The following is a 12,949-nucleotide window of genomic DNA, read 5'->3' on the forward strand; positions in this document are numbered from 1 at the left end:
TTTCTACTTGAAAGTGTGGTGTATTTAAAATAATGAAGAAGAAGGCAACAATGTTGCTGTTGGTGCTATTTTTATTAGTTGGGATGGTTAAACCGACATTTGCAAGTGGGTCATTGGGGAGCGTTTCTGAGAATAGGAATTATAACCGACTGTATCAAGAAATAGAAATATATTTTTCGCCGCAGGCTGATAGGGTGACAGTACAACTTGATAAAAGGGATTTTGGAGGAAAATTAGAGTCGCCAATGATGTTTGGGGGAAAACCTAATAGTTTTATGAAGTTTCGTTTCTATTGTGCTGCAGATGTGATTTTTTCATGGTATCGAATAGGTGCTTCAACTCATGAAAATGTCCAAACAATAAGGATAACACCACAGTTTATAAATAATTGTATGTGTGAGACTGCTACTAATACTAATTATCCTACTTTTCAACAGGGAATCCAGTTTCTTCCACAAACTAATTTTGACTGGCACTATCCTAGTGGGTTTGCTTCGTGTGGTTACGATGGTAGCCAAGACAAAGACACAGGCGGAAGCGGTGGAGATGGTGGTGATGGCTCGGGCGGTAATGGAAGCGGCGGAGATGGTGGCGGAGGTTCAGGCGGTAATGGAAGTGGTGGAGGAGGTAACGGAAGCGGTGGAGATGGCAGTGGAGGTTCAGGTGGCGGTAGTGGAAGTAATGGAAAGGTATCATTCGGTTGGAATCATGTAAAAAATCCATCAAAAGGAACTCCGAAAAGCTATAAAGTTATCCGAAACGGTCAAGTTATAGATACCATTCCTGGCTCAAGCAATTCTTATACTGATTCCACAGCTAAAGTAGGCGAAAAATATGATTATGAAGTAATTCCTGTGTATGAGGATGGAACGGAAGGCGATTCAATTGAAATAGGAAATGTTGAAGTTAAGGATGATAAAGAAATCGTAATTCGTGATGGTAAAGTCGTAGAAAAATGTGATCCTTGTAAGATTTTTGAATGCCCTGGATGGCAGCAATACATGGGGAAATTAGACCAAATTAAAGACTCTATTCCACCAACACCAAATTGGCCAGAAGTTGCTGACACTTTTAGGGATTCGATTGTACCAAAGCTAGTGGATGATGTGGGTAATCTACTAGGCAAAGCTCCAGAACCCCCTGCCCCTCCCCCACAGTTACCAGGACTAGATGATCGAGGTATTAAAAGTCATGAACCCGAAATGAAGGACGTACCAGGATTAAAAGAAGCAGGATTTGACGCAAATAAGATTAAAAATCAAGCACCTGTTATTTCAGAAAGAGACGATCCAACTGGCGGTTTTGACTTAGTAAAGAATCCAATGGACACATTACCTGACGCCCCCGAAAATCCAAAGCCAGGAGAAACAGACGCAGGGGAATGGGGGCAAAACAAACCGAAAGAAGAAGCTAATCCATTTCCTTTCCCAAAGGATAAAGGTGAGCCAAATGTCGGAACACCGCCAAAGCCTAGTGATAACGGAGCAAAACCACCAACACCAGGCGGAGACCCAGGAAGCGCACCTAAGCCCGGAGGAGATTTAGGAAACGGGCCAAGCCCAGGGGGAACAGAAGGCGATAGTGGGATGAAAGATTATAAACCAAATCCAAATGCACCAGATGGATCTGGGAGGGATATATGGCCGTGAGGAAACTGATTACAATACTAACAGCTTGTATAGCAATTATCATAATGCCCCTTGCTGCAAGTGCTTCATATGGATTCAAACAGGGCGATTATGTTGAGTTAAATGGATATAGGTTTATTGTGTTAGACCCTGAAACGAATTATTTATTTGCGGATTTTTATTTAGAGAATAGGGCGTTTGAGTCAGGCGGTACAAATATATATAATCCAACAAAATCAACTAATGTTGCCTATTATTTGAATAATACATTCTTAAATAATTTTGGACAATTTACGGAATACATTAAAAATCATAATTGGGAAATTGGGGGGGATGGAAAAGAATCTTCAGTTGTTGTATCTACAAAAATTGGAATGCTGTCATTTTCTGAGTGGAATAAATATAAAAATAAACCGCTAACTTTTCCTGTAGCAATGTTTTGGACAAGAACTCCGGCAGCAGCCAATACAGTTAATTCATGGAGAGTAAGAGTAGAAGGGAATCTTGAAGCTACTAGAGCATACGACAAGCACGCAATAAGACCTTCTTTATATTTAAATGAAGGTCTTTATAAGAAGGAAGGGTTAGGAGTAAGAGCAAGTCCATATGTAATGACGACGGAAAAGATAGAAATGTTATCTGACATTAAAGATCTATCTTTGGTAAAAACAACTCCAACTGAAATCACCTTAGTTTGGAATAATCCCACAGAATCAAATTTTTCACACTTAAATATTTATAAAAATGGTGAATTGATTAATTCTAATTACACAAAAGAGACATACAAGTTCACAAAGTTGAGTCCGTCCCAAAAATATACATTTACTATAAAAGCTGTTGATGAAAAAGGTATGGAAACAAATGGTATATCCATTGAGGTTTCTACTGATGCAATACCTCTTATCCCTGAAGTATTAAATTTAAAAGCAACAACCAAACATGATCGAATCAATCTGTCATGGTCAAATCCACAAAGTGAGTTTTTTAATCATATAAGAATTTATAGACGTTTAGATGAAACACATACGGCTACTATAAAAGAAAATCTGATTAATGAATTGTTAAAATCGAAAACAGCATTTGCGTCTGATACAGTTACCGATTTCGATCCAATGTTCGAAACAAACGGAACATATTGGAATGATCTAACAGTTCAAGCAGCTACTACCTATAGCTACAAATTAACAACTGTAAATATAGCTGATGCAGAATCAGATGGAATTATTGTACAAGCTACTACTCTTGAGGAACCAAAAACATCAATAGAAGGTGGAGGTTATGAAAAAAAAGAAAATGGTGACTTCCTTTACACTTGGACAAGCCCCACAACAGGCAAAGTAAAAGTCTTAATAGACGGTAAAGAATATAAAACTGTCCAAGCTTCATTAAAACAGATTCTTATTCCAGCTGCTGATATGAAATATGATATTTTCAACAATCCAAGGGTATCACTAGTGGCAATATCAGAAGATGGCAAAGAAGGAACACCAACCGCACCCAAACCAGGACAAAGCGGAGGAACTGGAGGGGAAACAGGGACAGTAAAAATTCCTTTCGATGTAAATGAGTTAGTGCAAACAGGTTTTGGTCTATTAAAGATAGTCGGCCCATTCGTTTTACTAGGTTTATCCTTTTTACTTGTTAAACCAATTAGAAATGTAATAAGAAAAGCACTCTTAAATTATAGGGAAAGGAGTATCCATAGATGACAGGATTAACTCAAGAAGTATTAAATATTATTTTCTCCAAATATATGGTTATCCTTTCCCCAATGATATTACTGTTAATGTCTGTTTTGTTTGCAGATAGAATAATAGACCTAATTCATAAAGCAGTAAGCCAAAGAAATAGAAGGTGGGATTAATGCAATTTTACACACCGTTCATGTTTGTTGCTGCTGGGATATTAGGTGACGCATTCGGTAAGCTTTTTAAAGTTATATGGGATGGGATTAAGTGGATAGGAAATTTATTTAAAAATCTATTACAAGGTTTAGTTGATATTTTCATAGGTTTTTTTAAAATTATTTACGCTTTGATTGATGGGATACTTTATTTTTCTATAAAGTCGGAGTATTAGTAGTTAAGCTGTTTACCCTTTTATTTGAAGTAGCAAAGCTTCTCTGGTCATTAGTAGTCGGTTTTGCTAAGACTCTTGCAAGCTTGGCATATACACCTAGAGGCACATCAGGTACAGGCTACAGTGACATGCTTGGTAAGCTTTTTAAAAATCTAACTGTCTTACAAATTGATGTAATTGCTTATATTTTGCTATTCGTCATATGGATGTTTACAGCAGTTGGAGCAATAAAACTATTATCCTCTATTCGAGTAGGGGGAGAATAAATGAATTTAAAAGAGAAAATAAAAGAGTTTTTAGATAATATTTTTGGCCCCGTGATGTCATTTCTTGATTTAGGAATCGAAAAATTAAGGAGTGTGCAGCTCGTTACAGCTCAGGGGTTAAACGTGGGGAAATATCTATCTGTATTTGGAGATATGCCAGCAGCATGGCAGTTGGTTATCTCCTCACTTTTACTATCAACTGTGCTGTTAGGTTCACTATTAATTTTTAGGTCAGTTATGCGCTTATATTATTCTGCTAAAGAAGGTGTGAAGTGGTGGTAATTGTATTGTTTTTATTCGTATCAATCGGGATTTTATATTTTAAGGACATTATGAATCTATTTAAAAAGGAGAAAAAAGCAAATGGCTGAAGCTTTTATTTATATGTACTTTGTCGGTGCAGGAACGGCAGCCGGAGCAGCTACAGTAGGCTTAATTACATGGAAAATTGTAAAAAAAACAAATGATAAAGTTGCAAAAAAGAAAAGAGGGATTGTCTAATGAGATTTTTCAGAAAAAAAGATGATGAAGAATTCTTCCCGGAAACAAATGATTTACTAATTATTTTTGACGATGAAAATAAAACAAGTGAGATCCATCGAATTAGTGAAATTAGAGAAGGTACTTTATATGTAACAAGTAAACACGCTGTGCCAATAGGTGATTGTGAGATTACGAATAGTATAGAAGGAAGAAACTTTTTTTATCGAGCACCTGAACAATCAATAAAAGAAACAGAAAGACTTGCAGCACTTGAACACAGTATTGTCTTAAATCAAATAACAGCATATCGTCCTCCTGTGCCACCAGCAGCGATGGATTGGACAAAAGGTTTATTGTTCGGATTAATATTCTTAGCATTTATTATTATTGGAATAAGTAGCTGTGGAAGTGGGGCGTAACTGTGCTTGAGAAAAGCTCTACAACGCAATTAACTATTTTAAATAAGGGAGTTGGTCATTAAATGCAAAATACGAATGCTGAAAAATTGCAAGCTGCTATATCAGATGATTTATTTCCTCAAGTACAGCACATAAGCGATGTTAAACAAGTGCTTGAAGAAATGAAAGGCAACTCCCAAAACTTACGGGAGCCTCAAATTAAAGCATTAATTCTACTACAAAGAATGGGAGATAATGAATACTTATATGGTAAAAAGAATCCTTATAAAGAACTAATAGAGTTCATTATGAAAGGGAAAGAATTTGTTGCAGACCCTCAATATTTCATTGATACAATCGAGGCATTGATACCAAAACCGCCAAAGCCTATCGTAATGGCTGAAAAAGTTGGGGGGAAACGCTAATGGCACATCATTTTGTAATTCAAGGCCCATTAGGTTCTGGTAAGACCTTTTTAGCTTCAACTCTTGCACACTGGTGGAAATTAAAAGTGGAACGAAATGGTGGGAAAATAAAACTCTTCTCAAACTATGAGCTTCATGATAGTTCACCAATGACACATTACACTGATTGGTATGAGGTAGCAAAAGAACAAGGTAGTATATGTGTTTGGGATGAAGCATATTTAGCTTTCAGTAATAGAAAATGGTCTAAATACGGTCAAGGAATATTAACTGATGTATTGATGTTAACTAGAAAAATGAAATCAGTACAACTCTACTGTACACCCTCTATTAATTTTGTTGATTCAAGGGTAAGACAAATTGCAGAGGTTTTAATCACTGCAAGAAAAATAGGGGACAAAGGTTTTCAATATCATTTTGTAGACTTCCAGACAGGAGAATTTATGCATAAACAATTTCTTCCTATGTATAAGGCTAAACAGATTATGAAATGTGGGCTATACGATACGGAGAATATGGTGCAATACTTCCCGATTCCTCAAACAGAGCGTGAAGGGGAAAAGTTTTTTGAAGAATTGGAAGTTATCCATAATCAATCAAGAGGAAAGAAAAGATTGATTGTTTAGGAGTGATTTTTTGAAAAGTTATTCATTAGTTCCAAAAGAGTATAAAGAGAAAGACCCTCGGCGCTTACCGTGGCTATATCCTACTTCTTTAAATCTTGTGTATTATGCAAAAAAAATGCAGGAGTTTTCTTTTTACCAGGCATTAGAGGTTGCAGAGGACTTAGCTAATAAACAGGGTTTTATTTTGCTACCTCACGCTTGCATTCATTGGCAGCGTGCTAAAAATTATGGCCATGATCGGAAAATTAAAATTGGTAGGAAATCGTTTTTCTTGATGAAGTTAAACGAACTTACTAAGAGTGAAAAAATTAAACTAGAAAAGCACCTGGAGGAACTGCATGAAAGTTAAGGAGGGATAAAGTGACATTAATATTGGACAAGGTCGAATTAAGTTTATTGATATTACACATGAACGTAATGAGAAACAACATTAAAAAAGGCTTTAAATCGAATTATGGGCGCATAGAAGGCAAAAGGATGATAAAGGTCTTTGACGATATAAAAGACTGTTTTAATAGCGAGTTTACAGGGGAAGAAAGAGAGTTATATGAGTTTAACTTTGAAACTGATGAAATTGATATGCTGCACTCCTTTATCGCCTGGTATGTACAAGAGATTAAGTTATCAGCAGAAATACAAGGAGCTGATATAGAAAAGGATGAACAAGTTGTTGTATTGGATAAATTAAATATAAAAATAAAAGAAATGGTGGAGACCACTACATGACATATTTACACGAGATTGCAGCCTATTTTAATATGCTATCAGATAAAGCAGATGAAATAAGAAAACTTGATAGAGATAAATATAAACATTATACAGATATGCAGATATTTGAAGAAATAATAGATGATAAGATTAAGGCTTTAAAAAATATAGTTGAAGTTTATCAAAAACGTTCGTTTTTAATAGAAAATGAGATGTGAGAGGAACAGGGGAAAAACAACTGTTTTTCTTTTACAAAATTATTATCAAAATCAAATTATCAAACAAACTATTAAAAATCCTTTTTGATAAGATTGGAGGATAAAAATGATTCAGTTATGCTAGAGTTTCAACTCAAGACCAAAATTTACAATTGAAACTGGATGCATTGCAAAAATGTTGGAGCTTTGAGATTTTCGAAGAAAAAATAATAGGAGCTAAGAAGGATAGACCAGCTCTAAATGAAATGCTTAAAATGCTTCGTGATTTAAATTTAACAGAGCCTATATATAAATAACCCATCTCGTTATGAGATGGGTTATTTGATTTATGCATAGACTTCTTTAACGAAATGATTATTTTCTAAATCTTTAATATGAGATATTAATTTTTGTTTTTCTTTTTCTCGATCATAAATTATCTCTGTTTTTTCCTCTATAAAGGATTCTAACATGTATAACAGATCATCTTTGAAGTAGTATTTATATTCTGCGTTTAATCCATTTTGAAGAATACAATGAGTGTTAGCTATTAAATATCCTCCAGCTTTCTTAAAATTAATTTCTATGTAATTTGATAAATTTAGGTTTGTTAAAAGTGTTTGTGGTGTCAATTTTGGAGAATATGTCTCATCGTAAAGCCTTTCTAAAAGTTCAAGCACAATTAATCCTCCTTTAGATAATATTTTAATTCATTTACAATAAAATCACTATATGTCTCTACCTGTTTTATGGCTCTTTCATAGTCATCTAGATCCCAGTCTTTTCTATTTTTTTTATTAAATTTTAATAGGGACATATTAAAGTACTTTCCTAAAGTTGCTCCATTATCATCCTTGTAATCATAAGGGAATTTATCTGAATTTGCAATAAAATGATGACGAATACGAGTTATCTCATTAGAATTTAGACCGATTTTAAAGTGTGAAATAATATCAGGGATTATTTCTTCATTAATTTTGGAGTTTAATAATGAACGAAGATTTTTTTGATATAAATCTGGTCTTAGAAGTCTTGCTGTTTCAGCGTCATTTTTCACATCCATTTGCCTGCTGAGGTTAATTGCTAATTCTTCCGTAATACCAAAATCCCTCATTAATTTTTTTATTCTTTCTTGTTCTTCAGCCAATCTAGATTCTCTTGCTGCAATTAAATCAGTATCCATAAAAGTATCAGTACTAGTACTATATGTACTTGATTCAGCAGTATTACCGAAATCTAAATCTTCCATTGGTGTCGTAGGTTTTAGTTTTCTCTCAATGTTATTATTTTTCCTAATTTCTTTTATCACGTTACTTTTCTCAATCTCATCCTTGTATCTAATCCATAGTTCATCTAAATCTAGCTCTTTATGATGTATTACTTGTGCAATATTGTCTTCTTCATTCACTTCGTATCCATCACTGAGTGAAATTGACCTTAAAACTCTTCCAATAAACTGTTGATAAGGTAAATCTGACTTGAATGGCCTAAAGATTGCAGCGATCGTCAAAAACTTATGGTCATAACCTTCTCCTAATAAAGCCACATTAACAACAACATCAACTTCATGAGTATCAATTTTATCAAATTCTTTATTTAGGTCTTTTTTATCCATTTTACTATGTACGATTGCAGCCGATAATCCCATTTGTTCATAGATTTTTTTTAATTGTTCTGCGTGCTCAATACTACATGCTACCGCAACTATTTTATGAGGATTATTATTAGTCTTTTCCCTTTTAACTTTTAACATTTGAATCGATCGTTCTACTACGCTCATATTACTTTCAAAAGACAAAGCAACGCTTCTACTTATCCAGTCCTCTGGTTTCAACTCCATAATTTGTTCTAACGTATAATACTGGTTATCGTTTTTGTCCAAAGTAAAAGACATTTTTTCAGGAACATGTCTAAATCGTTCTAGTGTTTTTACATATCCATTTGCCATTGCTTGACTCAGCCGATAACGGTACACTTCATCTCCTTCGATTTTGATACCATCACTTCTAAAGGGAGTTCCTGTAACTTTTATTATTTTTGCATCAGAAAAATATTGAATTGCATTCTTCCAAGTATGGGCTTCGGAATGATGCGCTTCGTCAATAATAATCATATCAAAGAACATAGGATCAACTTTTTTTAATAATGAGCTTTCAAGTCTTTCTTGCAACTTATGTACATTTAGTATTACTAAATCAGCACTATTTATTATGTCACTGCTTAGGTCCTTTGAGTATTCTATAACTGTAGGTAATTCATACTTACCATTAAATACCTTCGTTGTTAACCAAAAATTTAATGGATACATTGGATCTAGTGAACCTAGAACTGTATTCTTTACTACAGTTTGAGGAGTAATTATTAAAACTCTCTTTTTGGCTAATCCGTAGGGCGCAATTGCCATTAATCCTGTTTTTCCAGTACCTGTTGGTAAAACAACTAGTGAAGTTCGATTATTGGTTGTGTCAGAATAATGTTTTATCAGACTTTCATAGGCAAATAATTGTGGATCCCTTAAATTTACGTTTCCTCTAATATGTGGATTGGCAATTAAGTAATGATTCATCAACATATCCCCTTATACAATTTTTATTGAACATTTTTAATATGCATACTGAATTCAGTTCTATTTTACTATATTTATAGGAATTCATATACATAAAAGGAAATTTTTATATACAGATTAAAAAAATATCAATTATAATTATATTCTCAATTGCTTTTTACACCTATAAACTAAAAGATATTCCTTCTATTAAATACCAATTAGATATCGAAATTATATATTTGAATTATTTATTTCGTTTAAATAGAAGCCTATTAGTAAATCCGGTAATTGTGTGCTCACTTTTTAGGAGGCGTTTTTGCCGGCGTTTAAAGAAATAGAATCTGGTTTTAAATTACATATTTTTGACACAAGGACTTTTTGTCTATTTAGCTAATTATTTATGTATAGGAGTGTGATATTTAATGAAAAAGGAAAAAAAACAGATTTTAATGAGGTTTTTGTTTCAGAGTATGATTTTGAAGATGGTTTGGTTGTTGACGTAAGAGTGAAGGCTAAAGTAAAAAATGACTTAGAAACTACGCTTCTTGGAATCGAACAATTGATAAATTCTATTGACCCAAAACATGCTTGTAGAGAGGACCAAGAATTATATCAACAATCTATGGATGAGAATTTTATTCGCAGTCGCTGACAACTTGGGATTTATTGGAGACAACTATTATATTCTTCCTGATATTGAAGTTAGTATGATGAAGATGAAGAAGGTTATGTTTCAAATAAGGATAAAATTAAATTGCTTAAAATGCATTTAAATTTTTTAAACGAACGTATAGAATGAATACAGTATTTTAAATGTCATAAAAACAGAAAATTTCTTGGTAGGAGTTACTATGATTAAAGATTTTTTAATATATATCCCCTTAGGTTCTTTAATACTCATTCTTGTTTCTTTTTTATTTACCTTGCCTATGAATGATGTCTTAAAGCAAGCAAAATCAAATCTAAATAAAACTAATAATAAACCTATGGGTTTAATGATGTTAACTATGTATATTCTAGGGATTACATTTGGTTACTATCTGCTAAAGATAGTTAGTATTATTTTTATTTATCCAATATCAATACATTCTTTTTGGCTGCTACCTTCGCCCTTATCTTTCCCAATTTCTGTCCCTTTACTTATGTTTATATTCTTGCTGGTTCCTGTAGGAATTTATTTATATAAAAGAAGGGTTACTGAAAAGAAGGTAGATGATATTTATTATAAAACTGACAACTATGAACCAGATAAGAAAAAATATTTATCAAGTATCACTGAGGCAATGGGCAATATAATTATATTTTCAACAATATTAGGAATGTCTATCTTTATATTATTAAATACAGAAACTAGTCATGTAAATAACTACGTTGAATTTAATTTGATTACAGAGGAAATTAGCGATAACAATAATGAAAATAAAGAAAATTCAACTTCAATTACTCTAAAAACTACTGTAGAATCTAGCCTTTTAATTTTAGTATTATTTTTTCATATAGCATGTGTGTTTTTAACAAGTGGGAATATTTATTGCTACGGCGTTTTATGCAATTTTTCTAAATTTAACATAAAGTTAAAGAATAATAAATCTATATTGTGTTTCTTAATCGCAGAAAATGAAGGATACTATATTATTAAACAACCATATAAATCAGTAGAACTTATTCCAAAAGAAGAAGTACAATCATTGCAATTTAGAAATTAATAAATATTTCAATTTTGTTTTATTAAATAGTTATTCTGATTAAATGAAAAAATGAATGATATAGTTGTGTATATCCTGTCGAGTTAAACCAATACAATCGCCATTCCACCCTCATGTCAGCCTACAAAAACATTAAGCATGACAATTTCCGCTATTATATTCTAAAGCAAAAAATAGATGTGTTTCATGCAATGAAGAGCTTTTTTAAGAAGGAAGAGGAAAAGCTGGTTGTGTAATAAATAAAAACAACGCACAATTTTTTTATAAATGTGCGTTGTTTTTATTTTTATCCAAAAAAATTTGTCCTATTAATTGTAATTATCCCCTTTCAACAACAGTCTTTTGTTGGAGGAAAAGAGCACAAGGGGAATTCGATTTTGAGTACCTTTGAGTCATATATCGATATAAAAAATGTTAACCAGAAATAACTGGCTGACCTTATAATATTATCGGGCCATATTGTTGCGGAATCAAAATGGCAGGATATCTTAATAAGGAAAGCGAATTAAATTAAGTTTAAAGGCTATATTAAATTAGTTATCACTAGGGAGATGTCACATTGAAATTGAAAGAAGGAAAATTTGAGATTGTTTCAGAAACAGAGAGATTAGTAATAAGACCTTTAAAGAAGACCGACTATGAAAATTGGTTAAAAGAATTTGAAAACCGTTATCCATCCCAAAATCGCCACGATAAAGGGAAAATAGATATGAGTGAATGTACACGGGAGTGGTTTCATAATCTGGTAGATAAACATCAAGAATTGGCACTTACAGATACTGCTCACGTATTTGGTGTGTTTAGAAAAGAAGATGGTACACATATAGGTATGGTTGATTTTTCAACGATAGCAAGAGATGATTTCCAATGGGGAAGGATAGGATATACCATCCATAATCAGTATTGGAGAAAAGGTTATGCCAAAGAAGCAGTAAAAAAAGCTTTAAATATTGCGTTTAAACATTTGAAATTTCACCGTATAGAAGCTCATATAAACCTTGATAATACACCTTCTGTGAATTTAGCTGAAAGTGTAGGTATGGAATTCGAATGTATCCGTAAAGGGTTTATATACGAATTTGATGAATGGACAGATCACTTGGTTTATTACATAAACTCTAAGTAAAGCTTCACAACAATCGGGCCCTTTCCTGTAAATGATCTGATCCGTGTCAAGTAGTCACAAAAGCGCAATTAAGAATATTGACTTCTATATATTCACTAGGAGTCAGGTTGTTTAATTTAGTCTTTACAGCGAGACAACCAATATAAAAGACAGCGACACGTTTGAATACGGATCGCTGTCTTTTTGTTCGATGTGATTATGTCTGGCTTGGGATTTTAACGGCTTTTGCCATTTGGCGGATAGCTCCGAGATGATAGGCTGAGTGTGCTAATGATCCTAAGATTCCGTTTAAGGTCTGTTCATCTAAGGAGGTGAGTGAATGGATGTTTTCAAGAAGCGTAGTGTACTCGTTTTGAAGTTCGACTTTAAACCTTGACCAGGTGCTTTCATCCACGGATGAGATTTTCCATGATTCCGACCAATCAAGCTCTGGTTTATCACCTTTCATATAGGTGTTCGCCATCCACAGATAATAGCGGGTATGATCTATATGGGCTGCGATAGTGGCACCTTGGACGAGTATGGATGCTTCTTCTGCAGATACTTTTTCGAGCGTGCCGAAAAAACCGCTTCCTGGCTTTGATTCAGTGTACCAGCTTCCATTCTCACCAGGTCCATCAAATGTTTCCTTCAACAACACTTTGAAAGATTCCTTTAACATATCGTTCATCTCGTTACCTCCAAATTTTTGTTAAAAACTAAAGATATAACCATCTAAGATAATTTAGATGGTTATATTTTAATGGAGTTGAATATAAC

At 33.4% G+C, this 12,949-nt stretch carries 20 protein-coding genes and 1 pseudogene; 18 read left to right on the forward strand and 3 right to left on the reverse strand.

All coding sequences use genetic code 11. The features are described from left to right. Window positions 1–32: 32 nt before the first annotated feature. The 14 genes from KDN24_RS07590 to KDN24_RS07655 all read left to right on the forward strand — a co-directional run bounded on the left by KDN24_RS07590 (window position 33) and on the right by KDN24_RS07655 (window position 7,127). Complete coding sequence (locus KDN24_RS07590; protein WP_409971518.1) at window positions 33–1,649, forward strand: hypothetical protein; 1,617 nt, start codon at window positions 33–35, stop codon at window positions 1,647–1,649. Further along, the gene (locus tag KDN24_RS07595) at window positions 1,646–3,337 is read left to right on the forward strand and encodes a fibronectin type III domain-containing protein (protein WP_491348366.1); all 1,692 of its coding nucleotides are present in this window, start codon (window positions 1,646–1,648) and stop codon (window positions 3,335–3,337) included. The genes KDN24_RS07590 and KDN24_RS07595 overlap by 4 nt, the downstream gene beginning before the upstream one ends. Continuing rightward, a complete protein-coding gene (locus KDN24_RS07600; protein WP_409971521.1) occupies window positions 3,334–3,492 on the forward strand; it encodes a hypothetical protein in 159 nt (52 codons plus the stop codon). The genes KDN24_RS07595 and KDN24_RS07600 overlap by 4 nt, the downstream gene beginning before the upstream one ends. Further along, window positions 3,492–3,707 carry a hypothetical protein gene (locus tag KDN24_RS07605; RefSeq protein WP_409971522.1) on the forward strand — a complete coding sequence of 72 codons (216 nt, stop codon included), beginning with the start codon at window positions 3,492–3,494 and terminating at the stop codon, window positions 3,705–3,707. The genes KDN24_RS07600 and KDN24_RS07605 overlap by 1 nt, the downstream gene beginning before the upstream one ends. An 83-nt stretch (window positions 3,708–3,790) precedes the next feature. Next, on the forward strand, window positions 3,791–3,973 hold the full coding sequence (locus KDN24_RS07610; protein ID WP_409971523.1) for a hypothetical protein: 183 nt from the start codon (window positions 3,791–3,793) through the stop codon (window positions 3,971–3,973). After that, the gene (locus KDN24_RS07615; RefSeq protein WP_409971524.1) at window positions 3,974–4,255 is read left to right on the forward strand and encodes a hypothetical protein; all 282 of its coding nucleotides are present in this window, start codon (window positions 3,974–3,976) and stop codon (window positions 4,253–4,255) included. It begins immediately after the preceding gene. 81 nt (window positions 4,256–4,336) lie between these two features. After that, window positions 4,337–4,474, forward strand: a complete 138-nt coding sequence (locus KDN24_RS07620; RefSeq protein WP_409971525.1) for a hypothetical protein — start codon at window positions 4,337–4,339, stop codon at window positions 4,472–4,474. Continuing rightward, on the forward strand, window positions 4,474–4,875 hold the full coding sequence (locus KDN24_RS07625) for a hypothetical protein (protein ID WP_409971526.1): 402 nt from the start codon (window positions 4,474–4,476) through the stop codon (window positions 4,873–4,875). Before KDN24_RS07620 ends, KDN24_RS07625 begins: the two co-directional genes overlap by 1 nt. A 62-nt stretch (window positions 4,876–4,937) precedes the next feature. Further along, window positions 4,938–5,279, forward strand: coding sequence for a hypothetical protein (locus KDN24_RS07630; RefSeq protein ID WP_409971527.1), 342 nt, complete (start codon window positions 4,938–4,940; stop codon window positions 5,277–5,279). After that, entirely contained in the window at window positions 5,279–5,905 is a 627-nt protein-coding gene (locus KDN24_RS07635; protein WP_409971528.1) for a zonular occludens toxin domain-containing protein, read from the forward strand. Before KDN24_RS07630 ends, KDN24_RS07635 begins: the two co-directional genes overlap by 1 nt. Before the next feature lie 10 nt (window positions 5,906–5,915). Further along, window positions 5,916–6,254: a hypothetical protein gene (locus tag KDN24_RS07640; RefSeq protein ID WP_409971529.1), complete on the forward strand. Its 339-nt coding sequence runs from the start codon at window positions 5,916–5,918 to the stop codon at window positions 6,252–6,254. Between the two features lie 11 nt (window positions 6,255–6,265). Next, complete coding sequence (locus KDN24_RS07645) at window positions 6,266–6,631, forward strand: hypothetical protein (RefSeq protein WP_409971530.1); 366 nt, start codon at window positions 6,266–6,268, stop codon at window positions 6,629–6,631. Further along, window positions 6,628–6,831 carry a hypothetical protein gene (locus tag KDN24_RS07650; RefSeq protein ID WP_409971531.1) on the forward strand — a complete coding sequence of 68 codons (204 nt, stop codon included), beginning with the start codon at window positions 6,628–6,630 and terminating at the stop codon, window positions 6,829–6,831. The genes KDN24_RS07645 and KDN24_RS07650 overlap by 4 nt, the downstream gene beginning before the upstream one ends. Before the next feature lie 167 nt (window positions 6,832–6,998). After that, window positions 6,999–7,127 (forward strand): hypothetical protein, encoded by a 129-nt coding sequence (locus KDN24_RS07655; RefSeq protein WP_491348474.1) that lies wholly within the window; start codon window positions 6,999–7,001, stop codon window positions 7,125–7,127. 30 nt (window positions 7,128–7,157) lie between these two features. Here the strand turns inward: KDN24_RS07655 and KDN24_RS07660 are convergent, their stop codons facing one another. Next, a complete protein-coding gene (locus KDN24_RS07660) occupies window positions 7,158–7,490 on the reverse strand; it encodes a hypothetical protein (protein WP_409971532.1) in 333 nt (110 codons plus the stop codon). Between the two features lie 2 nt (window positions 7,491–7,492). Further along, window positions 7,493–9,376, reverse strand: a complete 1,884-nt coding sequence (locus KDN24_RS07665) for a DEAD/DEAH box helicase (RefSeq protein WP_409971533.1) — start codon at window positions 9,374–9,376, stop codon at window positions 7,493–7,495. 394 nt (window positions 9,377–9,770) lie between these two features. Here KDN24_RS07665 and KDN24_RS07670 point away from each other — a divergent pair, with 394 nt between their 5' ends. The 4 genes and pseudogenes from KDN24_RS07670 (at window position 9,771) to KDN24_RS07685 (ending at window position 12,190) form a co-directional block, all read left to right on the forward strand. After that, on the forward strand, window positions 9,771–10,010 hold the full coding sequence (locus KDN24_RS07670) for a hypothetical protein (RefSeq protein ID WP_409971534.1): 240 nt from the start codon (window positions 9,771–9,773) through the stop codon (window positions 10,008–10,010). 199 nt (window positions 10,011–10,209) lie between these two features. After that, a complete protein-coding gene (locus tag KDN24_RS07675; protein WP_409971535.1) occupies window positions 10,210–11,064 on the forward strand; it encodes a hypothetical protein in 855 nt (284 codons plus the stop codon). Window positions 11,065–11,144: 80 nt separating this feature from the next. Continuing rightward, window positions 11,145–11,300, forward strand: a pseudogene (locus KDN24_RS07680) (sporulation protein YhbH); the annotation flags it as partial. 323 nt (window positions 11,301–11,623) lie between these two features. Then, window positions 11,624–12,190, forward strand: coding sequence for a GNAT family N-acetyltransferase (locus KDN24_RS07685; RefSeq protein ID WP_409971536.1), 567 nt, complete (start codon window positions 11,624–11,626; stop codon window positions 12,188–12,190). A 196-nt stretch (window positions 12,191–12,386) separates the two neighbouring features. Here KDN24_RS07685 and KDN24_RS07690 read toward each other — a convergent pair whose 3' ends face one another. After that, the gene (locus tag KDN24_RS07690; protein ID WP_409971537.1) at window positions 12,387–12,860 is read right to left on the reverse strand and encodes a hypothetical protein; all 474 of its coding nucleotides are present in this window, start codon (window positions 12,858–12,860) and stop codon (window positions 12,387–12,389) included. Window positions 12,861–12,949 lie beyond the last annotated feature (89 nt).

It is taken from the genome of Cytobacillus sp. Bva_UNVM-123 (assembly GCF_046351715.2).
Classification (GTDB): domain Bacteria; phylum Bacillota; class Bacilli; order Bacillales; family Cytobacillaceae; genus Cytobacillus.